Source organism: Streptomyces fuscichromogenes (genome assembly GCF_014645815.1).
Lineage (GTDB): Bacteria > Actinomycetota > Actinomycetes > Streptomycetales > Streptomycetaceae > Streptomyces > Streptomyces fuscichromogenes.
Genome location: NZ_BMML01000053.1, coordinates 1 through 22,397 on the forward strand (window position 1 = coordinate 1; position 22,397 = coordinate 22,397).

Here is a 22,397-nt window from a genome sequence, read left to right on the forward strand (position 1 = left end):
CCGCACCTGATCACGCCGATCATCACCAACCCGAAGCGGGCCGCCGAGGCGCTCCAGTGGGTCGTCCGCGAGATGGACCTGCGCTACGACGACCTGGCCGCCTTCGGGTTCCGGCACATCGACGACTTCAACCGAGCCGTCCGCGAAGGCAAGGTCAAAGCCCCCAAGGGCAGCGAGCGGAAGCTCCAGCCGTACCCGTACCTCCTGGTGATCGTCGACGAGCTCGCCGACCTGATGATGGTCGCCCCACGGGACGTCGAGGACTCGATCGTGCGCATCACGCAGCTCGCGCGCGCGGCCGGCATCCACCTGGTGCTCGCCACCCAGCGGCCGTCCGTCGACGTCGTCACCGGCCTCATCAAGGCGAACGTGCCCTCGCGGCTCGCCTTCGCCACCTCCTCGCTCACCGACAGCCGCGTCATCCTCGACCAGCCCGGCGCCGAGAAACTCATCGGCAAGGGCGACGGCCTCCTCCTGGCGATGGGCCTGAGCAGGCCGACCCGCCTGCAGGGCGCCTTTGTCACCGAGGAAGAGATCGCAGCTGTCGTCCAGCACTGCAAGGACCAGATGACACCCGTCTTCCGGGACGACGTCACCGTGGACACCAAGCAAAGGAAGGAGATCGACGAGGACATCGGCCACGACCTCAACCTGCTGCGCGAGGCGGCCGAACTCGTCGTCTCCACCCAGTTCGGTTCGGCGTCCATGCTCCAGCGCAAGCTGCGCGTCGGCTTCGCCAAAGCCGGGCGGCTGATGGACCTCATGGAGTCCCGCAACATCGTCGGGCCCAGCAACGGCTCCAAGGCGCGCGACGTCCTCGTGAGGCCGGACGAGCTGGACGGGGTGCTGGCATCGCTCCGTCCCTTACCTGGCAGTGCGCATGGAGAAGGCGCGGACACCGACAGCCGCCAGGAGCGAGTTCCTACCGCGACTGACGGTGAACGGCTGCAGTGAGCCGCTCCCGGCGCCGGCACCCCGCGCCTGCGTCGACGCCGGGAGCCACTCACCAGCGAACTGACCCGCCGCCCTTTCCCCGAGGCGATACAGGGCTCGACCGCAGCACGGCACCGAGCACTTCGGCACCCAGGTCCGTCATGGTCGGCCCGACCATGACCCCGACCACGGCAGCACAGGCACGCGTTGCCTGATCGTGACCGGTGGTCGGGGCTCATGGTCGCCCGCCTGGTCGGGGCCACCGAGTGCGGTGTCCACATGGACCCGAACCCCACCTCCGTCACCGCGCCCGCCTCCCGGGCACAGCCGACGCCTTCGCCGGACACGGACAACACCACGGCCATGGGCGACGGAGACCAGCTCGATCTCAGACCACCTGCCTGTGCCGCCTGATCGCAGATCGGGCGGCCGCTCTGAATTTCCGATCAACCCCGACTCCAAGAAGGAGCACACCCTTATGTCCCAGACCGAACGTCCCAGGAAGGCCGCCCGCTTCGGCGCTGCTGCCGTGGAAGGCCTCGACGCCGTCATCGGACTCACCGCCGCCGGCCTCGGCGGCTGGGCGGGCACCAACATTCCGGGCCTGCCCGCCGTGTGGAGCGGCGCGCTCGCCGGTGTCCTCGGCCTCGCGCTCGCCTTCGGCGTCATGGAGCTCGTCGACTCGTTCCTGTCGTCGCTCCGCGCCCTCACCCGCACAACGCCCCCGGCGGCCACCTCGACGTACAGCGCGGAGGACATGAGCGAGGCCCTGCCCAACAACCCCACCCCCCAGGAACTCGCCGAACGCCTCGCCGAGGCCGCCCGGGCCGACGTCGCACACGAGGCCGCCGGCCAGTCCTGGCGGATCGACCACGCCCGGACCCTGCTGAACAACCCGAAGCGGTGGGTGGGCTTCGAGGACAACACTGCCCTCTTCCCCATCATCGACAGCGCCTACGTGAGGTACACGACCGACGACGGCACGCCCGTCTACGACTTCGTGGCTCCCGTGACCGGCGGGGAGCCGATCCCCCTCAAGACGATGGCTCAGCTGCTGGAGCTCACACAGCAGTACCTCAAGGACGAGTCGGAGGAACCCCTCGTCGTCTGACCTGCCGGACCTCTGTGCCGCCCCGGCCCCTCGCGGACCGGGGCAGTGCAGAGGCCCGGCAGGCGGGCACCGACCGACTTGGAGGGCCTGCGCCCCATGACGACCGTGCACATCACCCACAGCCGCCCGGAGACATTCGAGACTGCCGAGACCAGGGACACGAGCACTCGCCGGGCGCAGCCGCCCGCGATCAACGAGCTGGTCGTGGCGGCGCTCCGCATGGAGGACCTCGCGGAGACAGCTGGCTCGCCCGATGACGAGACCGCCGCGCACATCAACGGCACCACCACGGAGCAGCAACGCTCCTTCGTACTGGGCCACGCTGCCCGTATCCGCGCTGCTCTCGACAAGATCACCGCCCCGTACGAGACGCCGACCCCGCCCGAGCCCCCCGAATCCGGCTCGGGCGCGGACGACATCCCGGGCTCTCAGCGGACGAAGGACAGCTCCCCGACCGACGAGCCGACCGCGGTTGCCGCGCTCCACCAGACCGTGGCCCTGTACGCGATCCTCATCGGCGACCAGGACGAGGCGAAGCGGATCGTCTCCGGCATGCTCCCCGACGAGCGCGCCGAGTTCGCCGGCCACCTTGACGATCTGCGTCGCCTCCTGGGCCCGGTCTGCCAAAACTGCGGAAACGTCACCGAGATCGGGACGGCGACGACTGACCCCTTCAGCGAGATGTGCCGCTTTCTGTGCGTCCGCTGCGCGGCGGCACACCGCACCCGGTGACGTACCGGCCCGCCCCTCAGAGAACTCGCATGGCACCTGCCGACGGCCGTGCCCTAGCGGCTGGCGCGCATCTACCGCGCCCCCTGACTGCCCCTCCTCCCGACCGGCCCCGTCGGTCATCCGCTGATCAACCGCCTGCCGAGCTGCTGCAACACGGGCGGAGGCCAGCCCATCCCTTCGAGATCAGGAGAGATACCAGCATGCACCGTCCCGGCACATTCGCCGCCCTGCTCGGACTGACCCGCGCCGCCAGCGCCATCGGTGACTTCTGGGTGCAGACGGAATTCTGCGCCCGCGTGAAGGCCGCCTCCGACGACCACCCGGTCACCTCCGTGGACCCGGCCACCCACGAGAAGACCATCCACGGCACCGCCGACGGCCGTCAGGCGTGCCTGCACCACTGCCTCACCTACACGGCCACCCAGGCGATCGTCGTCGGCCTCGGTGCCCGCGCCCTGGGCATCCGGGTCCACCCCGGCGCTGCAGCGGCCGCCCTCGCCCTGTCCTTCGGCACGCACTACGCCGCCGACCGCCGGGTGCCGGGCCACGGCATCCTGGAGAAGCTCGCCGCCAAGAGGGGCAAGACCGACTTCTACCAACTGGCCGACTTCGGCATGAACGGCGCCTTCCACCTCGACAGCTCGTGGCACCACGGCTGGGAGACCCTCGCCGCCCTCATCGCCACAACGAAGGCGACCACCCGATGACCGCCGGATCCCACAGGAACGCCGAAGGCCTCGACCTCGGCCTCGATCCCGATCCCGTCGAACGCCTCGCGTCCCTGCTGCGCCTGCGGTTCGGCGAAGCCTGGGTACCGGACCTCGCCGCGGACAGCAGCAGCGCACTGCTGCGTAGCCACGGGGGCCGCGCCATCTGCGCTGCCCCCGAGCCGACGGCCAACCGCATCATCCTCCAGGCCTGGGTGGACTGGGACTGGGTGACCCCCACCGCCGTCTACACGGCCGCCCCGGCGGGCCACCGCGACCTCGAACACTGGCTGTCGTGCGGTGACCTGACCGACGCGGGACACGCTATGACGCAACTGTTGCAGGGCCTGCTCGACCAGCTTGAGCCGTATCCGCCACGCGAGGACGGCAGGGACCACGTCGATCACGACGGCGCCGAGCAGCAGCTTGAGCGGCTCGCCGCGCAGGCCGGTGAACTGACCAGGCGGTCCCGCGACTTCACGGCACGGCTCATCTACCGCAAGCCCGTGGCTGCCGACGCACGGCACCTGGTCCGCCTGGCCAGCCAGACCGCGTCCACCGCCGCCCGCGTCGACCTGCTGCGCGGGCCCGCTGCGACCCGAGACGACGTTCCACGCCGCTGACGGGCCTCCGTGCCGGTCCGATCCCGCCCGGATCGGACCGGTGCCGTGGACCGGCCAGACCTGGACGGCTCCCTGGACAGCGGAGACCCCGCATATCCGCTTCGACGCACCCACTGGGAGGACTGCGTGCCATCACCGAGCGAGTCCCCGCTCGCCCCGCTCCCGCTGCCCGACGGCCCGTTCCTGGCCGCCCTGGTCGGCGCGGCCGGCAGCGGCAAGAGCCGCATCGCCCGGGCGTTCCCGCCCGACTGGAGCCTCGAACTCGACGCCTTCCGCCAGCAGGCCACCGGCAGCCCCGGGGACCAGACGGCAACCCTGACCGCGGTCACGGTGTTCCGCGAACTGCTGGACGCCCGCCTCAGCCGCCACCTGCCAACCCTCGTCGACTCCACGAACAGCGAGCGCGACGTACGCGGCTACCTGCTCCAGCGCGCCCGGCACTGGCAGATGCCCGCCGTAGCGATTGTCGTCCGGACTCCGGAGGGAGAGTGCCTGGCCCGGCAGAAAATGCGCACGCCCCTCAAGCGCGTGCCCCCTGAGGCCGTCACCCGCCAGCATGCCGGCGTGCCGACCACCGGCCAGTTGCTCGGCGGAGGCTTCCAAGCCGCCTACTACGCAGACGAACTCGACCTGCTCGGCCTGCTGCTGCGCCGATCGGCCGCCGCGGTGCCCGACCCGCTTGCCGACGTCCGGCAGACCTTCGGCGGCGACCTGGCGGACGTCTTGGCCTGGAACAGCCGGATGGACTCCGGGTTCGCGACCGGTGTCTTCGCCGTCGCCGACCGCGAGATCACCGTGCGCTGGATCGACGACGGCGACCCACACGAGCACCACTGGCAAGCCCTCTTCGACGGAGCGTGCATCGGAGGCTGCCCGGGCCCGCTATGGGTGAAGATCACGGGCGCGGCAGACCTGGTAGCCGTCCACCGCGGCCACGCCCCCGACGAGCCCTGGTGCGACGACTGCTACGGCCCCGGCATCGCCGTCGGCTGACCGGACCCCCGTATGGAAGCCGTACTCGCAAGCCTCGTCGCCGTGATCGGCACCCTGGCCGCCGCGTTCGGTGGCCTCGTCATCCAGGCGCACACCAGCCGCAAGGGCCAACTCCGCACCACCGCAGCCAGGTTCGCCCACCGGCTCTCCGTCCACCGCGGCCACCTCTACGACCGCTGGGAGATCGCCCAGAAGCAGAACCCGGACCCGGCCGAGGTACGGGCCGCCAACGACACCAGCAACGCCTCCCGCAGCGACATCACGCTCGCCCTGTACGAACTGCGGGTCCTGACCCGGAACCCAGGCCTGCTGAACCTGGCCGAAGCCGCGGTCGCCGCGACCTACGCCGTGAAACCGCCCGGCGAGGACCTGTCGGCGCTCACACGGGCCGACCTCGAAGCACGCCGGCAGCGCGGCCTCACCGCCGACGCCGCCCTCCTGGCCGCGGCGGCCGCCCTCTGAACCGCGCCGTCTTTACGCCGTAAAACCGCGGCGCGGCCTGGCGCGAGCCGATGCACCTCGGCCCTGTCAGCCGGCGACGGCTTCCTGCTCCGCTCATGCGCGAGGGGCGCGCCCTCGGCCTACCAACCACCGGGCGCGCCCCATCAACTGCCGAACCGGAGGCACTTGAAGATGAACACAGCCGTACCGGACCCCGCAACCACGCCCGTGGCCCATGACCGCCCGATCTGGGCCGGCCGCCCGGGCGTGCGCCTCTACACGATCACGACGGCCCAGCCCCGGGCCCTGGCGAAGGCCGATGCCGAAGCTTCGGACCGCGGCAACGGCGCCCACGTCCACCAGTCCGTCACTGATGACCTGTACGTCGTCGTACGGCCCGCAAACGAGGGTGAGGAGGGGCAGCCATGAACGAGATCCTGATTGCCGCCTCACTGCCGGCTCTCGGCTGGAGCATCCACGCCAGCCTGCTCTGCCGCAAGCTGCGCGCCGAGCGACGCGACCCGCTCAGCGGCCTGTGGACGCGCCGCCCGTGGATGGACCGGACCGACCGGCTGATCCGCCAGGGCCGTATCACCCACGTACTCCTCCTCGACCTCGGGTTCAAGCCCGTCAATGACGGCTTCGGCCACCCGGCAGGAGACGCCGTTCTCACCGCTGAGGGTGCCCGGCTGTACGACTACATCGCCCAGAACGGCGGACCGCACAGCGTCTGCGCACGTCTCGGTGGCGACGAGTTCGTCGCCGCGATCAGCGTCGAGGATCTGCCGGGCTTCGTCGACGGCCTGGCGCACGAGCTCGCGCAGCCGGTGCCCTGGCCGGGAGGACCGTTGACGGTCACCGCCTCCATCGGCTCCACGCCCATCGCCGACGTGGAACAGCCGTCCGCCTCAACCCTGCTCGCAGCCGCAGACGCAGCCATGTACGCGATCAAGAAGTCGCGTGGACGGCACGGTCGCCGAGCTCACCGCCGCACCGCAGATCGCACAGCAAGCACGCAACGCGTCACCTGCGCGGCGGGCGAAGCGGAGGCCTCGGCATGGCGCCGATGATCTGCGAGCCCTACTCCGTACGCGCCTTGACGCTCTGGCAGCCCTACGCCTCCGCCGTGGCCGCACTCGGCAAGGACATCGAGAACCGGGGCTGGTCCCCGGGGAACTACCGCGGGCTGATCCTCGTCCACGCGGGGAAAGCCACCGACCGCGCGGCCCTGCGGTATGTGCCCCAGGACCTGACGCTGCCCAGGTCAGCCGTCGTGGCCATCGCCCGCATCGCAGGGGCACACACCGACTGCGCCGGCGAGTGCAGCCCGTGGGCTGACCAGGACAGTACCTGGCACTTGGAACTCTCCGGAGCCGTCCAGCTGCCTACCCCCGTGACCCAGGTAACGGGCCGTCAACGCATCTGGGTGCCCGACGACGCCTTGCGCCAACGCGTCGCAGCAGCACTCCCGCCGGGCGCCGCCTGCCTCGCCGCGCACCTCCGCAAGGAACCCGGCGCGTGCACCGGCGGCGCCGTCGCCTATGGGGCCGACTCCACGACCCCGGCACCGGCCAAGGAGAACGCAGCATGTCCGTGCGCACCCACCCGATGACGTTGAGCGGGACGCTTGCCGACCCCGCCGTACTCATCAACAGCCAGGCGTACTTCCGGCTCACCTACACCCCTGAGGACCACAACTGCGCGCCCGAGGGGTCCGAACACGAAGTCCGCGAGGCGGTCCTGCCCTGCGCGCTCGCCGACCCGGAGGCCGCAGCCGACCTCGCCGAACTCCACTCCGGGGCTCCCTTGACGGTCAGCGGTTACCTCGCGCTGCCCGACACCTACACCAGCGACCTGCGTCTCGTGGTCCACACCGCCGTCGTCGAACCCGCCACCCAGCGCGATCCCGGCGCCCCACGGCCGGCCCTGCACCTCGTCCGCACGGAGGCGCACTGATCTCCACGCCGAATCGGCTCACCGACAGTCCACACAACCTGATCCCCGTTGAAAGAAGACCACCTCACCATGGCGACCTACGCCTTACCCCACCCGAAGCCATCTCCGAACGCCTCACAGGCCGTCGCTCTGATCCTGCTCCGCGACGGCTACACCGAGCGCACCATCACCGCCCGGACCGGCATCGAGCCCACAGACCTCTACCAGCTGGCAGCGCAGCACGACATCACCGCCCCGCACGGCACGGTCGAAGGCCACAACTGCCACCAGGCCGCCAGCACCGAACCGTGCGACGAGTGCAACCTCGCCGACGCCCGCGACCAGGCCCGCACGCTCGCCCGGCACCGCAAGTCGCTAACCTCCCTGCCCCGCGTCCTGCAGCGCCAGGCCAACCTCCCCCACGGCACCGGACGCAGGAAGTCACCGCACTGATCCGCGTCGCGACCAAGAACGACCTGAAGGCCTGGGCGCAGGCCCCGAACACGCCACCTTCCCAGACCGGTGCGAGCAGCTACGGCACCACCGCACCACGACAGCCGGGTCTTCCCCTGTGGCTCTGGTGGCGGATGACGTACATCGACACGACCGTCGACGGGACCCCGATCCGGCTGTAGACCCTGGAGACCTCCGACGAGCCCCACACCCTGGCCACCCTTCTCGCCGCGACCGCGTACAGCCCCATCAGCGAGGTCCAAGCAGCCCCATCACCTTGATCGCCCTCAACCCGAATCGGCCCGGGGTGGCCGTCGACCTCAGCGCCCGGCCACCCCGGATGCCTCAACTCCCCGCACCCGCACAGCAGAACCCGCCCCGCCCCGGGAACCAGGCAAACCGCCAGAACGGAACGTCATGCCCACCCACCGGACAACAGACGCGACACCGAAACGCATCCGCCGTATGCGGACCAAGGCTTGGCGCGCCGGAACCGCGATGATCGTCGACCGCAGCAGCCGCTACGGCAACCCCTGGCGCGTCGAGGGCAACATCCTCACCGCGCCGGACGGCACCACCAGGAGCCTGGACACCCCCGACGCCGCCCGAAAGGAGGCCAGCACCCGATACCGGAGGTGGCTGGACGGAGAGGGCCCCCACACCTACGCCGTCGGCCGCAGGACGTTCGACCGGCACCGCATCCTCACCGGCCTGGACCGACTCCGAGGCCGCGACCTCGCCTGCACCTGCCCGATACCCGGGAGCGGTCAACCGGACAACTGCCACGCGACCGTACTCATCGACCTCGCCGCACACCCGGACAAGAGCAGCCCGTGAACAGCATCGTGAAGGTGCTGCCCAAGCGCGGCTGGCCCGCCGCGACACTGCACCTGAACATCGACCCCGCCGAACACACACGCCGCCAACAAACGGGCCTCCGCCACATCCGAGCGCACTGGTCTCTCCTCGACACCCTGATGGAGCTCCCACCCGGCGTTCCCGTCCCCGTCGACAACCTGACCAAGCGCCAACAGGACGACGTACGCCGTGCCCCCGCCGGCGTCCTGGACCTCAACCTCGGCCTCGTCACCCGGCACGCCATCCGGCCCTGCCGCGTCACCCTCGCCACCGTCTTCGGTACCTGCACCCGCGAACGCATCGGCAAGGCAAGCACCTACGCCCCCGTCTGCTCGCGCGCCATCGTGACGCCCGCACCGCCCCGCCGCGACTACCTGCTCACCGAGGCCGACTACTGGGGAATCGGCGTCCTCCTCGATCACGGCGACGGCGAACTGGAGACGCTCGTCACCCCCGCGCCATGGCAGCCGCAACGGCACACCCCCGCCGCGTGGCACTTCGCTGAGACCGCGTACGCCTCCTACCTCGAACACGCACCCGCCCCCAACCACCCAGGAGAAGAACCCCGTGGGCGAAAACAGCACCATTGAATGGACGGACCACACCTTCAACCCCTGGTGGGGATGCTCACGCATCTCGGCCGGCTGCCGGAACTGCTACGCGGCCGACAACGCCCGCCGCTGGGGGCAGGACGTGTTCCATCTCGGCGGCGAGCGCCGCATGCTCTCCGACACCTACTGGCGCACACCCCTGAAGTGGAACCGTGAAGCACAGCAGACCGGCATACCTCGCAGGGTGTTCTGCGCGTCCATGGCCGACGTCTTCGAGGACCACCCCCACGTCGCCAACGCCCGAGCCCGGCTCTGGGACCTCATCGAGCAGACGCCGTGGCTCCGCTGGCAACTGCTGACCAAGCGGCCCGAGAACGTGTCCGCCATGGCGCCCTGGACGGACGCGTGGCCCGACCACGTCTGGCTCGGCACGTCGGTCGAAGACCAGCAGCGCGCCGACCAGCGAATCCCCGTCCTCCTGCAGATCGCCGCACGGATCCGGTTCCTCTCCTGCGAACCGCTCATCGGCAGCGTCGACCTGGCCCCGTACCTCACCTGCCCTCGCCTGGGCGCACTCGATGGAACGCAGGGCTTCGGAGATCACCAGCGCCGGGCATCGCGCATCGACTGGGTCATCACCGGCGGTGAATCAGGGCCGAAAGCCCGCCCGATGGATCCCGCGTGTGCCCGCAGGCTGCGTGACCAGTGCCAGGACGCGGGCGTCCCCTACTTCTTCAAGCAGTGGGGGACGTGGGGCCCCAGCGGAGCCCGCGTCATCCGCAGTCGCCCCGTGGCGGGCAGCAAGCTGGTGGGCGACCCGATCGACGAACTCGGCCATCGCGTTGAGATGGTCCGTCTCGGCAAGAAGGCATCCGGCCGCCTCCTCGATGGCCGTCTGCACGACGGCGTTCCGCCCCTCGGCCCCACGCGGCCGCCTGCTTCCGGAGCCTGACGCCCCCAGGGAGGCCACCATGCTCGACAGCACCGACTACATCGAACCCGCCGACCGCCCCGCCGCCTGGGCAACCATGGCCCACGAGTACGCCGCCCGAGACTGGCCCCGTCCCGAGATCGCCTCCGCCCTCTGCGTTGACGAGCCGACAGTCGACCGACTGCTCGCCATGGGAGCTTCCGCTGCCGGCGACACCACCCGGCCGACGCTGGCGCCCGCGGCCACTGAGCGGTGCATGGACATCGTCCTTTGAAAACACCAGCCCCGCAGACCTGGCGCCCCGACGGGCCGGGTTCCTTCCGGGCACCGACCGGTGTGCACGCTGTACGCGACCGGCACGGCCAGCTCTGGACTCGCGGTCCCACCCGCTGGACATGCACCAACACGCACTGGATCCGATGGCGAGTCCTCGTGGCCGAGCACGGCCCGGTCACAGAGGCGTCCGCACCCTGAGTTTCAGCAGCGGTCAGTGAGAGCAGGCCGCGGTTGCACACCGGAGAGCCGCCCGAACGCCCCCCCGGAGGTGACCGGCAACCGGACCGCGAGCAGCCCGGACTCCGACGTGCGTTGAGGCAAACCGCCTGTCTCACCGTGTGAAGCCCGTTCCACGCCCTCGTGCGGTACTGCCGTGCCCGACACCGACCAGCTCAAAATCCAGATCGCCCCGACGAAACGGAACACCGATGACGCAGCCCTTACCCGGCAACCCCCATGCGGTCCGGCGATCCGCGGTCCTGTCCGCCTGCGGCCGCTACCGCTATCTACTCGTGCGCGAATGGGCGGCTGGCAAGAACGCCGTCTTCATCCTCTTGAACCCCTCCACAGCCGACGCCACCAAGGACGACAACACCAGCGGACGCTGCATCTCCTACGCCCGGGCCTGGGGCTGCGGCAGCCTCCTCATCGTGAACCTGTACGCGTGGCGGGCCACCAACCCCCGCGACCTCGCAGCCGCGGACGACCCTGTCGGGCCGGACAACGACGCCTACCTCCGAGCCGCGGCCGCGGTCGCCGAGCACACCAACGGCCCGCTCGTAGCCGGGTGGGGAACGCACGCCCTCCCCGGACGCGTCGACGAGGCACTTGCCGTTCCTGGCATGCACCGACTGAACGCGCTCGCCCTCACCCAGGCCGGCCACCCCCATCACCCCCTCCGCCTCCACGCCGGCCTCACCCCGCAACCCTGGCAAGCCCGGCCCACTCGGCGCCAGGAGGCCGAAGATGCGCGGTACGCCGTCGTCCTTGCCCGGCCCGGCCTGCCCGACCTCCGCTACGGCCCCCACGAATACCTCCACCGAGCGGCGTCCATCGCCACCAGCCTGCGCCAGCAACTGAGCAGCACCCAGCACGTTCCCGGTACCACCGTGACCGTGCACCCGTACCTCCCCGACCTCGACTACACCGAGCCGTTCGTGCCCCGGGATCCCGACCAGCTCGCCGACCTCATGGACACCGAGCCCGGCGGAGACGGCACCGGACGCAACTTCCCTGATCTCTGGGCACGCCTGGAAGCGCAGGAAGGCTACGAGGAAGCCGAGCGGATCTGGAGGAAGGCCTGCATCGCGTACGACGTGCTGCACCACGCCCCTGCCGAGTAGGTCCTGAAGGCCCTGCACCCCGGACACGTTCCCAGGTGCAGGGCCTTTCGTGTTTTCGGGGGCAGACGCTTTCCCGGCGGCCGGCTCATCCTGAGAATCTGCGTCGGATGAGGAGCCATCTGAGCCGTCCGTCCCATGAAATCGGGCTTATACGCTCGACTCCCCAATTGGGGAGTCAAGACCTTGTGCGGTGCCCGTAGCTGGCGGATCCTGCGATTCACAGAATGTGAATCGCCCGGAGGCGGCACACTCGTCGCCATGGCACGCTCCCCCCGGAAGCCGGTTGCTCCTACGAAACCGCTACTCAAGTCGCCCGTCAGGATCGGAAAGCTGGACACCAAGGCGATCATCGGCGAGTTGCGCCAGCTGCACGAAGACGCCGAGGACGAGAGCGTTGGCCTGATGCCGGCGGACGAGGAGCTCTTCGGGGCCCTGCTCCACTTGGAGGCAAACGCTGGAGCGCTGAAGAGCGAGGAGGCACGGCGCAAGGCGGCGATCAAGCGCGTGATGCTGTGGGAGTACCTTCGCGAGCAAGCTGACCTGCACCAAGCGAAGGCGATCGAGCAGGCGCGAGCTGACGGAATTGAGTGGGCAGACCTCGTTCCGGCGCTCGCGGTGAACGCCCCCAGCGCGGCGTACAACAAGGCGAAGCGTCTCCAAGCCGCCGTGCTCACCGAGGCCTCACAGGGGGATCCGCCGGTCCGGCGCACTCCGGAAGCTGTCCGGGATGCAAAGCGACAGGCTGCTGCCCGGGCCGCCGTTCAACGGCGCGCCGAGGCAGAAGCGGCGCGGCGCCACGCAGCGCTCGCGCCAGTGGCACAGCGCCTACTCGATCACCGGGCCGGTCTGGACGACGACGAGGACGTGTCCTACTGGCTCGACCAGGTCGCCGCTGTGCTTCCCAGCTGCCAGACCCCCACGCAACTGGTCAGCCTCCAGACCTATATGGAGGCCGTGGTCCGCGAGCTGAGGAGGAAGCAACGCGAGACCGGAAAGGCGGCGGCTTCCACTCCGGAGGCCCTGCTCGCCTATGCGATGGCGGCCGAGGTCACTGCGGGATGAGTTGAGGGCCGTTTGTCCGGACACTCTTCTCTAGTCCGAGTCAGTCGCCCAGACGCCACTCCCCTCGCGGGACAAGGCGTACAGGGGCGACTCCCCAATTGGGGAGTCGACGTAATCGTCTTGGCCGGGAGATCGGTCACCGCGTGCATGGTGATCCCTAGCGTCCCAGCAGTTGCCCTAGGTGCGGTGCTAGTCGGCGTGCTAGTCGTCCCGCTGGCTCTCGTGTCCACGGCAAGGGCTTCTCGGATGCCACGGTGTGGGGCCGAACAGATGAAGCTGATCCCGTGGGCCGGAGTGTCCCTGTGTGTCGTTCTGATTAGCCTCATCTCCGACCATAACGTCGCTCATCACATGATGTCCCCAAAGTGATGGGAGGTGATGTCCGTGCCTCTGCGTGCGGTGAGACTCAGCATCGTCGACCTCAGCCGCGTGAAGGCCGTGCTCCGCCAGCGCCTGCAACTCATGCGTGAGGGCGTCCACGGCCGCAAGGTCATCGTCATCATCAACGGCAAGGGCGGAGTCGGAAAGAGCAGCCTGTCGGCAGCTCTGGCTGCAGCCCTCGCCAAGACTGGCCTGCTGGTGCTGCTCATCGAGATAGACGAACAGGGCAACCACTGCGAGGACCTCGGGACCACCGGCACCGAACTCGCCGACGACGGAAAGGCCCAGGCCGCCGCGCTCCTTGAAGGCAAGCCGCTTACCCCGACCGGCGAGGCGCGTCCGAACCTGTTCGTGGTGCCCGGCGGAAGCGCGCTTCAGGACGTCATCGAGGAGCTGTACTGCCAGCGGCGTGTAGCCGCCGCAAGCGACGATCCCGAAGATCGGCTCGCCTGGATGGGCATGTACGCGGCCGCGATCGAGGCCGTCCGCCACTCGTACGACGTCGTCATCCTGGACGTCGCTCCCGGCTCGGAACCCCTGCAGCTGCAGGCGCTCGTCGCCGGCGACATGGCCCTGGTCCCTACAAGGTCCGACCCCTCGTCACGCAAGGGGCTGCGCACCGTGGCCCGTCGGTTCGCCCTCGCCATGCAGCTCAACCCCATGCTGCGGCTCCTCGGTGTCGTGGTGTTCGCGACCGCCTCCGCGGCCACCAAGGTGCAGCAGAAGATCCGAGGCCAACTCACCAAGGACCTCGACGGGGCGGCCGGGGTCATGGAGCAGACCATCCGTCATGTCGAGGCGGCTGCCGTCGCGTGCCGCACTCACGGCCAGGTCCCGCAGGAACTCGCAACGCACCCGGACCTGGAGCCCGCGCTCCGACGCTCCATGACTGCGCTGGCCGGCGACTACCGGTCGCTGACGCTGGAGGTCTTGCAGGCCAAGGCCGCGCTTGATCAGGCAGACGCCAACCGAAAGGTGCGAGCATGACGAAGGAGACGGTCAGAGCAGTTGGCCGGGATGAGAGGCCAGGCGGAACACCACCGCTTCGGGGAGGCCTCCCCGAGGACGCTGCGCTGGCCGCGTTCGGCATCGACAGCGACATGGCGCTCGCAGCGTTCGGGCCAAGCGCACGCTCGTCACCGTCCGCCGAGGAGGAAGCCATGGGTCCTCGCGAGGCCGGGGGAGCAGAGGCGGCATCCGTATCGGCATCGGCGGCGTCTGTTCAGGCCGCACCTGCCCCGCGTGCGGCCCGCCCCGTAGTCGTCACACCTGATGCGGTACCGGTGGCACGCATCGAGATCGCGCACACGGGCGCGGATGCGAGCCGTCTCCCCACACAGTGCACGATCATGGTGCAGGCGCAGGTACGCGACCGGTTCGGCAAGTACCAAACAGCGCAAAAGGTCGAGACCGGCCTGGAGCCCACCAACGCCGTGGTCGTCAAACGGGCGTTCCTTCACGCCAACCGGAACGACTTGTGGCCGCAGCTGCGAGAAGCCGTACGGCACCGGCAGCAGCCCATCAGTGAAGAGGACCACGACCCCGACGGCCTGTTCGGTGAGGTACCGGCTCGCCGGGTCGACCGCGGCGGGGTCAAGCACGGCGTCCAGCAGTCGTTCCGTCCCTCCCTGCAGGAACTCGCCGTGTACGACGCCTACGCCGAGGCGTACTCCTTCAACAACCGCTCGGACCTCCTTGACGCCGTGCTCGACGCATTCCTTCCATCTCTGCCGGCCGTACGACGGGCCATGCGCTGAAGCCGGAGACGCCGATGGGCGGCACCGGTTCACCCGGTGCCGCCCATCGGCGCACGCTCGTCCGAGGCTACGACGGACGCTGCACGGCGATCGCCCGGCCGACCTTGTTGAGGTTCGTGTTGATCTCGTCCAGGACAGCCTGGACGGTCTGCGGATTCTGCTCCAGGGCCCGCCGCACAGCGGGCTTGGTGATGGTACGGGCCGCCTCGCGCACGAGCGCCAGGGTGTCGTTCAACCGGCTCAGGTCGTCTGACACGGAGGTAGAGCCGTTGGCGCTACTGGGCTGTCGGCTCGACTCCCCATTTGGGGAGTTCCCGTCGCCACCCACCGACGTGATGGTGTGCACGGTGCCGTCTGCACTGTTCGAAGACCTCTGGACGCCCTGCTCTCCTGAGCCCTCACCTGTCAGCTCCGCATCTGCCGTGGGCGCTGCCGACGTTGGGCGGGGGGCCATGACGCCCCGCACCAGGTCGCCGATCTCGCCGGAACTCGCCTCGCTGGAGAGAGGAGGAAGCTGGCGAGTCACTTCTGCCAGCAGATTGGCGGTCACTCGCTTTCCGGTTCGGGCCACGGCGTCGTAGACGGCGACCGCCGCCTTGGTGCCGGTGGAGTTCTTGATATCCACCAGCTGCCGGATGTGAGACTCGCGTGGGCTCCATCCCAGCTGCGAGAGCGCTTCACCGATGCGCCACTCGTCCATCAGCCGGTACACCTGGGACTCGGAGATCTCCCACTTCACCCAGACGTACTCCGCGAAGTTGGGGTGCCCGGAGTTGCGGTGCAGGTTGCCGGCCGACATGGTTTCGAGGCTCTTGCCAGCGATCCAGAACGCCTTGTGGAGGTTGTCCATCCCGGCGACGCAGGCCCGGAGTGCCTGTTCCTCCTCCGCGGTGAGGTCTCCCTCGCCGGCGGGGGGACGTGGGGCCGGGATGGAGTCGAGGGTCGTGCCGACGGGGGCTCTCACCACGACGTTGGCTTCCTGGAGCGCTGCGGGCAGTCCACTGCCCAACAGGCCCTTAGGGCGTAGCGCGTCGTCGTGGGGGTCGTCGTCAAAGGCGCCGGGCATCAAGCGGCCTTCCTGCAGTGTGCGTCGATTTCCAGGTTGAGTTCGTCCATCTCCTTCGCCAGCGGCAGGATGGACTCCGGTACGACGTCGGCGCGCTGAGCTCGCCCCGCGGCCACGTCGTAGCTCTTGGCGCTGGTCGGCAACAGCGCCGCGTACTCGCCGAACGTCAAGCCCTTCTTGCGGGCGTTGACGGCGGGCATCTCGCGATACCCGACTACCGTCGAGAGCATCGGGGTGTTCGGCCCGAGCACCCCGAGGACATCCGTACGGACCTCGTCGTGCAGCTGGGTGGCGGTCGGGTTGGACCCATACAGGCAGGCCCCGGCCACCTGCAGGTGAGGGTTCACCTGGGTGCGAACCAGCTTGTAGTTGCGGGCGATGCGCTGCATGCCGCGGATCGACGTGTCGTCGGAGCGGGTGGGTACGAACAGCCAGCGGGCGGCCGCAAGGGCGATCTGCTCCAGCGCGTCTTGTTCCGGGGCGCTGTCGATGACGATGTCGTCATACCACGGCGTGATCGGCGCCAGGGCCCGGGCGAGGGACGCGACCACGTGGACGCCTTCGAGTGGCATCCTCGCGGTCAGCAAGGTCAGGAGTTCTCCGACGGCTTCTCCGCCCGGGACGACGTCGAGATTGGGGCGCACCTCCCGGACCGGAAGCAGGGGAGTGCGGTCCCGGACCGCCCGCAGAAGGCCTTCGCCGTTCAGTACGGCGTGGCCCTCGGGCCGGATTCCCCTGCCGAATCGCTCGATCCCGAGGTCGTCGTCGTCCTGGCTGGTCACGCAGACGAGGAGGGTCCGCCTGCCGCGGGCGGCGTGCCAGGCGGCCTTGTGGGCGGCGATGGTCGATTTGCCGACCCCGCCCTTACCTGTCCCGATAGCGACAGCATTCTCGTGCGGCACTACGGGTTCCACCGCATCAGTCAGCACCGGAAGCGGCCTCCTTGTACGTACTCGCCGCACGCCCGGGTGAGGTGCAGCAATCGGCATCCTGGCACACCCGATCCCTTGGAACCTCTGGGCTGTCGGCTCGACTCCCCAATTGGGGAGTTCACTTCGTCACCACGCCGGGCCAACATCACACCTTCGTGGGTGCGTTGGCCTCCCGGATCCAAAACAAGATCAATACCGTGACGTGGGCCACAGCCTCCAGGCATGAAACGGCCAGATGATCACTATTCGTTGACGATCGGGCGGTGTGCTCTGCCGAACTGCTGCTTCGCAGTGGCACGCGTGAGAGTGTGATGCCCGTTCATACAGGGCGTTATGGAGGAGGGCAGCACGACGTGGCGGCGCCACTGAAGCTGACTCGGATGCATCGGACTCTCATCGGCGTGGTCGTGACAGGAGCGATGATCATCGCCGGGATCGGTTTCGCCGGCTCGTACGAGGCCGTCCGCGAACTGGCCATCGAGAAGGGCTTCGGGAACTTCGCCTATGTCTTCCCGATCGGCATCGACGCGGGTATCTGCGTCCTCCTCGCCCTGGACCTCCTCCTCACCTGGATCCGCATCCCTTTCCCGCTGCTGCGGCAGACGGCCTGGCTGCTGACCATCGCGACGATCGCCTTCAACGGCGCGACGGCCTGGCCGGACCCGCTGGGCGTGGGCATGCACGCGGTCATCCCGATCCTGTTCGTGGTCGCCGTCGAGGCGGCCCGGCACGCGATCGGCCGGATCGCCGACATCACGGCGGACAAGCACATGGAGGGGGTCCGGCTCACCCGCTGGCTGCTCTCCCCGGTGCCGACCTTCCTCCTGTGGCGACGGATGAAGCTGTGGGAGCTGCGCTCCTACGACCAGGTCATCAAGCTGGAGCAGGAACGCCTGGTCTACCAGGCCAGCCTCCGTTCCCGCTTCGGCCGCGCCTGGCGGCGCAAAGCCCCTGTCGAGTCGCTGATGCCGCTGAGACTGGCGAAGTACGGCGTTCCGCTCGCGGAGACCGCACGTGCTGGTCTCGCCGCCGCGGGCATCGACGAGCCACCGATCCTGTTCTCCGCCGAGCGCGTTCCAGCTTCGGTGCAGGCAGACACTCCGGATGAAGCGGCTGCGGACTACCAATCGTCCCGAGCTGAGTTGGGGGCGGAGCCGCGGCCACTGGAGGCCCCGTTCTCGGTCACCGCGATCGAGCCCGCACGGGAATCGCAGGAGCCGACCGAGGAAGCCACCGAGCGCTTCGCCGAGGCCTACCAAGCTTTCGTCGACCAGTTCCAGGCCGAACCGACCACCGAGCAGTGGGCATTCTGGCTTCGGGATCAGTACGGCATCTCCACCGGGGCTGGCGAACCGCTCTCCGAGGCCCAACTCCAGCCCTTGCTACAGATCCTCCGGCAGCGCTACGCGGCGGCCGTAGCCGAGCAACCTTCTCCCGCCGACGTGGACCAGTCCTGGGACGACTACTTCTACAGCGCCTGGCTCAGCTTCCAGCAGGAGCGGGGCTTCGCGCCCCATGCTGACGCCCTCGCGGCATACGTGTACGAGCGGGACTTCATCACCGGGGATGGCGGCCGGCCGATCACCGGCGAAGACGTGGCGAGCTACGTAGAGAGCTTCGAGGATCGTGCAGTCCGTCAACCGGAACTCCCCGCCGAGGGCAGCACGGATCCGGTCCAGCCAGAGGTCGACCAGTCTGCCCTGGACGCAGCCCCCCAGCAGACCGCATCCGCTGGATTTCCGGCTCAGGCTGCCAAGGAACAGCGCGGCCCCCGGGTGGTCGCACCCATCGACGGGCCGCAGCAGCCAACGGCCGGGGGAGGGGAACTGACTGCTCCCGATCGGTACTACCTCGCGTGGATGGAATACCAGGACCGGGACGGGAGCGAGCCGACCGACGAGCAGCTGTCCGCCTTCTGCGCTGACAAGGGGCTCCTCGGCCGAGGCAACAAGCCGATCTCTCCCGCGAACCTGCGCCGGCACTTCGTGCGCTGGCGTGTCTACAACGTCTGGTCCGAGCTGCGAGCTGGCGCCGATACTCCTGCGCAGTCGGCGGTTGCGCAGGAATGCGCAGTCCGAGGGATCACCGCGCAATACAACAGACCCATCACCGCCGACTACGTCACTGAGGAGTCCGAGGACTTCGAACGACGCTGGCAGGCCCTGGCCCGCCACCACGCCGAGACGCAGTCCTGAGTCATCTCCGGGTGCGCAATAGGGACCACAGCATCCTGCGCAATCGGCAAAGCCCCTGATCAGTAGCACAATGCGCAGCCGCGGAGATCGTTGCGCAGTCGCGCCCGCGGTCAGTGCGCAGCTATCACCCCCGTCGGAGGAGGAGCCATGAGAGCCCTGCGCATTGACCCGGACACCAACGTCACCGACCTCGCCCTCCCGCCGACCGGTGCGCATTCGGTGATCCGTGAGCTCGTCGGATCCCCTGACGCCGTCGATCAGGCGACCTACCATCAGCGCGCCGTGATGCACATTCACGGCTCCGGCCGACGGGAGGGGCTTCCGCAGAACCTGGCCGCCTGGGCCTTGGCAAGCGCCTGGCGGGGGACGCCCCTCTACCCGCTGGCTGGCCCCATCGTCGTGACAGGCCGCACCACGACCGGTGAGCTGCTGGCGCTCGACGACGACTTGGTGCAGCACGCGCACGTCGTTGCGCAGACCGTCCGCGACACACTGTCTGAGTGGCGTGACCGCCCGCCCGTCTCCAACGAAACGGCCGTCAACGAACTTCTCGCGTACGCAGCGCGCGACATCGCCTCCCGCCGACGTGGCGCGTGAGCTACGGCCAAGCCCATGCGTGGGTGGGAGGGATTGCGGGACGGCGCGTCGAAGCGCGATCCATCTGGGGATGAGGGCAGATTGGAGATGTCCGCTTTCTCGTACAGCGTGACTGGGTAGCTTCTCGTGCGGCGCTGCCGGGTATGGGTGCCGTGCGCGGCCCCGACATGCGGGGATCGTGCGAATGCCAGGCGGCGAAATGCGTCCCTTGGCGCGGATGGCCCAGCGCCTGTGTGGACAGGGCCGGTCGTGCACGCTGGGCGAGTCGTGCGGTGGGGGATCGCTGCGCGGGAAGCGGGGGTATCTGCATGGTGATCGAGGCCGGGGTGGTGGCCGGATACGTGATCGCGTGGGCGGTGCGCAAGGCTCGCCGGGTGGGCGGTCGTCTGGATGCCGAGGTCGATGCGTCCGTTGATGCAGGGCTGGACAAGCTGCACACGGTGGTCGCGGCCAGGCTCGGCGCTCATCCCGTCCTGGAGGATCTCACGGAGGAGGCCGCCACCGGTGAGGGGCAGGTCAGCGAGCTGACCCGTCAGCAGGTGGAGTTGGCCATCACCGCCGCAGCCCGCAAAGACGACGCTTTCGGCCGGGCGGTCACTGAGCTGGTGGCCCAGGTGCAGGCCGCTGAGCAGGCTGGCGGTGTCTCCGTGGTGGCCGGTGCCGGGTCGGCGGTGTTCACCGGAGACGCGCACGCCGAGGCCACCGGTGACGGAATCGCGTTCGGGCAGGTGGCCGGAGACGTGCATGTGGACCGCGGTGCTGCAGGCGGGCAGCGGCCGGACCCTTCCGAGCCGGGCCGGTCACGCCCCTGACCGCACCCGGTGCACTCGGTGGAGCGGCCGGAACCGTGGCGCCGCCGTCGTCGCATGGGTGCCTCGGCCCGTTGCCTAGGCACGTCCGTGCGGACGACGGCACCAGCTTTGGGTACGTCGCCGGCAACGTCGTGGTCCATCAGTACCGGGCGCCGTCTGTGGCGCGGCCGGTGCACTCGACGTACTGGCGGCAGGTGGAGCAGATCGCCCCGCCCAGGTTGCTGGAACGGGGAGCCGAGCTGGCCGAGCTGGCCAGCTTCTGCCTGGAGGAGCAGCGTGGTCCGTACGTGTGGTGGCGGGCCGGTCCGTGGGCAGGCAAGTCCGCGTTGATGTCCACCTTCCTGCTCGACCCGCCCGCTCCGCTGGCTGCCGGCCGAGTGTGGCTGGTGTCGTTCTTCATCACCGCCAGCCTGGCCTCGCAGGACACGCGCGAGGCGTTCACCACCGCACTGACGGAGCAACTGTGTGCCCTGCTCGGCCAGGGCTTGCCGACCGTGAGCGACGAAGCGAACCGGGAGTCGGTCCTGCTAGATCTACTCGCTCAGGCCGCGGCCGCATGTCAGCATGCGGGGGGCCGTCTGGTGCTGGTCGTGGACGGGCTAGACGAAGACCGCGGTGTGACCACTGGGCCCAGGGCGCACAGCATCGCCGGGCTGTTGCCCGGCCGACCACCGGCCGGGATGCGGGTCATCGTCGCCGGCCGGTCCAACCCGCCGATCCCCGATGACGTGGCCGACTGGCATCCGCTGCGCGACCCGGGCATCATCCGCCTCCTCGGCGATTCCCCCCACGCCCGCGATTTGCAGCGACTGGGCGAGTCCGAACTCGAACGTCTGCTGGCTGGAAGCCCCGTCGAGCAGGACCTGCTGGGCCTGCTGACCGCCGCCCGCGGCGGTCTGTCCGGCCCCGACCTGCGGGAGCTGACCAGCACGGACCTGGTGGCCGTCGAGGAGATCCTGCACACCACGGCCGGGCGCACCTTCACCCGCCGACTCCCTACCCTGACACCGAGTAACGGACCAGAGGTCTACCTCCTCGGCCACGACCAACTCCACAACGCCGCCTGCCACTACCTCGGCTCCGACAGACTGGACCGCTACCGGGACCGGCTGCACGACTGGGCCGAGGGGTACCGCGCCCCCGCCGATGGCCGACCTCCGTGGCCGCCGCACACCCCCGAATACCTTCTGACGGGCTACCCCAGCATGCTCGCCACCGACGGCGACATCCACCGCCTGCCCGCTCTGGTCATCGACCCGACACGCCACACCCGGATGCTCGACCTCTCCGGCGGCGACACCGCCGCCCTCACCGAGATCAAAACCTGCCAGGACCTGCTCCTGAACAGCACACAACCAGACCTGTACACGCTGGCCAGGCTGTCCCACCACCGCGGCCAGATCGAATCCCGCAACGCCAGCATCCCTGCCGAACTCCCCGCCGTCTGGGCCACCCTCGGCTACCCCAACCGAGCCGAAGCACTGGCCCGAGCCTTCACCGACTCGCGCAGCAGGGCGAGGGCGCTGAGCGAGGTGGCCATGGCGCTGGCCGAGGCCGGTGACCATGAACGAGCGGTCGTGGTGGCCGACGCCGCCGAGCAGATCGCCTGGACCGTCACCGAAGAACACCAGCAAGTGTTTGCACTGACCGAGGTGGCCGTGGCGCTGGCCAAGGCCGGTGACCATGAACGGGCCGAGCAGATCGCCCG

The 22,397-nt window shown here is 69.4% G+C and carries 27 protein-coding genes; 25 read left to right on the forward strand and 2 right to left on the reverse strand.

Features of this window, described 5'->3' with window-relative positions; all coding sequences use genetic code 11:
* The 21 genes from IEZ11_RS48805 to IEZ11_RS48905 form a co-directional block, all read left to right on the forward strand.
* Nucleotides 1-954 (forward strand): FtsK/SpoIIIE domain-containing protein (locus IEZ11_RS48805; protein WP_189269574.1); only part of this gene is annotated, 954 nt, incomplete at its 5' end.
* A 186-nt stretch (nt 955-1,140) separates the two neighbouring features.
* A complete protein-coding gene (locus IEZ11_RS48810; RefSeq protein ID WP_189269575.1) occupies nt 1,141-1,347 on the forward strand; it encodes a hypothetical protein in 207 nt (68 codons plus the stop codon).
* A 64-nt stretch (nt 1,348-1,411) separates the two neighbouring features.
* Nucleotides 1,412-2,044, forward strand: a complete 633-nt coding sequence (locus tag IEZ11_RS48815) for a hypothetical protein (RefSeq protein ID WP_189269576.1) — start codon at nt 1,412-1,414, stop codon at nt 2,042-2,044.
* A gap of 96 nt (nt 2,045-2,140) precedes the next feature.
* Nucleotides 2,141-2,776: a hypothetical protein gene (locus IEZ11_RS48820; protein WP_189269577.1), complete on the forward strand. Its 636-nt coding sequence runs from the start codon at nt 2,141-2,143 to the stop codon at nt 2,774-2,776.
* A 200-nt stretch (nt 2,777-2,976) separates the two neighbouring features.
* Complete coding sequence (locus IEZ11_RS48825; RefSeq protein ID WP_189269578.1) at nt 2,977-3,483, forward strand: hypothetical protein; 507 nt, start codon at nt 2,977-2,979, stop codon at nt 3,481-3,483.
* Entirely contained in the window at nt 3,480-4,106 is a 627-nt protein-coding gene (locus IEZ11_RS48830) for a hypothetical protein (protein ID WP_189269579.1), read from the forward strand. Before IEZ11_RS48825 ends, IEZ11_RS48830 begins: the two co-directional genes overlap by 4 nt.
* A 126-nt stretch (nt 4,107-4,232) precedes the next feature.
* Complete coding sequence (locus IEZ11_RS48835) at nt 4,233-5,099, forward strand: AAA family ATPase (RefSeq protein WP_189269580.1); 867 nt, start codon at nt 4,233-4,235, stop codon at nt 5,097-5,099.
* A 12-nt stretch (nt 5,100-5,111) separates the two neighbouring features.
* On the forward strand, nt 5,112-5,561 hold the full coding sequence (gene kilB, locus IEZ11_RS48840; protein WP_189269581.1) for a plasmid transfer protein KilB: 450 nt from the start codon (nt 5,112-5,114) through the stop codon (nt 5,559-5,561).
* Nucleotides 5,562-5,732: 171 nt separating this feature from the next.
* On the forward strand, nt 5,733-5,969 hold the full coding sequence (locus IEZ11_RS48845) for a hypothetical protein (protein WP_189269582.1): 237 nt from the start codon (nt 5,733-5,735) through the stop codon (nt 5,967-5,969).
* Complete coding sequence (locus IEZ11_RS48850; protein ID WP_189269583.1) at nt 5,966-6,610, forward strand: GGDEF domain-containing protein; 645 nt, start codon at nt 5,966-5,968, stop codon at nt 6,608-6,610. The genes IEZ11_RS48845 and IEZ11_RS48850 overlap by 4 nt, the downstream gene beginning before the upstream one ends.
* Complete coding sequence (locus IEZ11_RS48855) at nt 6,598-7,152, forward strand: ASCH domain-containing protein (RefSeq protein WP_189269584.1); 555 nt, start codon at nt 6,598-6,600, stop codon at nt 7,150-7,152. Before IEZ11_RS48850 ends, IEZ11_RS48855 begins: the two co-directional genes overlap by 13 nt.
* Nucleotides 7,128-7,496, forward strand: coding sequence for a hypothetical protein (locus IEZ11_RS48860; RefSeq protein ID WP_189269585.1), 369 nt, complete (start codon nt 7,128-7,130; stop codon nt 7,494-7,496). Before IEZ11_RS48855 ends, IEZ11_RS48860 begins: the two co-directional genes overlap by 25 nt.
* Nucleotides 7,497-7,544: 48 nt before the next feature.
* On the forward strand, nt 7,545-7,928 hold the full coding sequence (locus IEZ11_RS48865) for a hypothetical protein (RefSeq protein WP_189269586.1): 384 nt from the start codon (nt 7,545-7,547) through the stop codon (nt 7,926-7,928).
* Between the two features lie 465 nt (nt 7,929-8,393).
* Complete coding sequence (locus tag IEZ11_RS48870) at nt 8,394-8,765, forward strand: DUF4326 domain-containing protein (protein ID WP_229713955.1); 372 nt, start codon at nt 8,394-8,396, stop codon at nt 8,763-8,765.
* Nucleotides 8,762-9,376 (forward strand): hypothetical protein, encoded by a 615-nt coding sequence (locus tag IEZ11_RS48875; protein ID WP_189269588.1) that lies wholly within the window; start codon nt 8,762-8,764, stop codon nt 9,374-9,376. The genes IEZ11_RS48870 and IEZ11_RS48875 overlap by 4 nt, the downstream gene beginning before the upstream one ends.
* Nucleotides 9,354-10,289, forward strand: coding sequence for a phage Gp37/Gp68 family protein (locus tag IEZ11_RS48880; protein ID WP_189269589.1), 936 nt, complete (start codon nt 9,354-9,356; stop codon nt 10,287-10,289). The genes IEZ11_RS48875 and IEZ11_RS48880 overlap by 23 nt, the downstream gene beginning before the upstream one ends.
* A gap of 19 nt (nt 10,290-10,308) precedes the next feature.
* Nucleotides 10,309-10,542, forward strand: coding sequence for a hypothetical protein (locus IEZ11_RS48885; RefSeq protein WP_189269590.1), 234 nt, complete (start codon nt 10,309-10,311; stop codon nt 10,540-10,542).
* 430 nt (nt 10,543-10,972) lie between these two features.
* Nucleotides 10,973-11,887, forward strand: coding sequence for a DUF1643 domain-containing protein (locus IEZ11_RS52145; protein WP_189269591.1), 915 nt, complete (start codon nt 10,973-10,975; stop codon nt 11,885-11,887).
* A gap of 258 nt (nt 11,888-12,145) precedes the next feature.
* Entirely contained in the window at nt 12,146-12,949 is an 804-nt protein-coding gene (locus tag IEZ11_RS48895) for a hypothetical protein (RefSeq protein WP_229713956.1), read from the forward strand.
* A 429-nt stretch (nt 12,950-13,378) separates the two neighbouring features.
* Nucleotides 13,379-14,317 (forward strand): ParA family protein, encoded by a 939-nt coding sequence (locus IEZ11_RS48900; protein WP_189269592.1) that lies wholly within the window; start codon nt 13,379-13,381, stop codon nt 14,315-14,317.
* A complete protein-coding gene (locus IEZ11_RS48905; protein WP_189269593.1) occupies nt 14,314-15,087 on the forward strand; it encodes a hypothetical protein in 774 nt (257 codons plus the stop codon). The genes IEZ11_RS48900 and IEZ11_RS48905 overlap by 4 nt, the downstream gene beginning before the upstream one ends.
* A 67-nt stretch (nt 15,088-15,154) precedes the next feature.
* On the opposite strand, the gene IEZ11_RS48910 is transcribed toward IEZ11_RS48905, so the two are convergent.
* Together IEZ11_RS48910 and IEZ11_RS48915 are read right to left on the reverse strand one after the other, a co-directional pair.
* Nucleotides 15,155-16,153, reverse strand: a complete 999-nt coding sequence (locus IEZ11_RS48910; RefSeq protein WP_189269594.1) for a hypothetical protein — start codon at nt 16,151-16,153, stop codon at nt 15,155-15,157.
* Nucleotides 16,153-17,082: a ParA family protein gene (locus tag IEZ11_RS48915; protein ID WP_189269595.1), complete on the reverse strand. Its 930-nt coding sequence runs from the start codon at nt 17,080-17,082 to the stop codon at nt 16,153-16,155. The genes IEZ11_RS48910 and IEZ11_RS48915 overlap by 1 nt, the downstream gene beginning before the upstream one ends.
* Before the next feature lie 383 nt (nt 17,083-17,465).
* Between IEZ11_RS48915 and IEZ11_RS51715 the strand changes: the two genes are divergently transcribed.
* The 4 genes from IEZ11_RS51715 to IEZ11_RS48935 all read left to right on the forward strand — a co-directional run.
* Nucleotides 17,466-19,280, forward strand: coding sequence for a DUF2637 domain-containing protein (locus IEZ11_RS51715; RefSeq protein WP_229713957.1), 1,815 nt, complete (start codon nt 17,466-17,468; stop codon nt 19,278-19,280).
* A gap of 147 nt (nt 19,281-19,427) precedes the next feature.
* Complete coding sequence (locus IEZ11_RS48925) at nt 19,428-19,877, forward strand: hypothetical protein (RefSeq protein WP_189269596.1); 450 nt, start codon at nt 19,428-19,430, stop codon at nt 19,875-19,877.
* Between the two features lie 308 nt (nt 19,878-20,185).
* A complete protein-coding gene (locus IEZ11_RS48930) occupies nt 20,186-20,689 on the forward strand; it encodes a chromosome partitioning protein (protein ID WP_189269597.1) in 504 nt (167 codons plus the stop codon).
* A 71-nt stretch (nt 20,690-20,760) separates the two neighbouring features.
* A partial coding sequence (locus tag IEZ11_RS48935; protein WP_505997546.1) for a P-loop domain-containing protein occupies nt 20,761-22,397 on the forward strand: 1,637 nt, incomplete at its 3' end.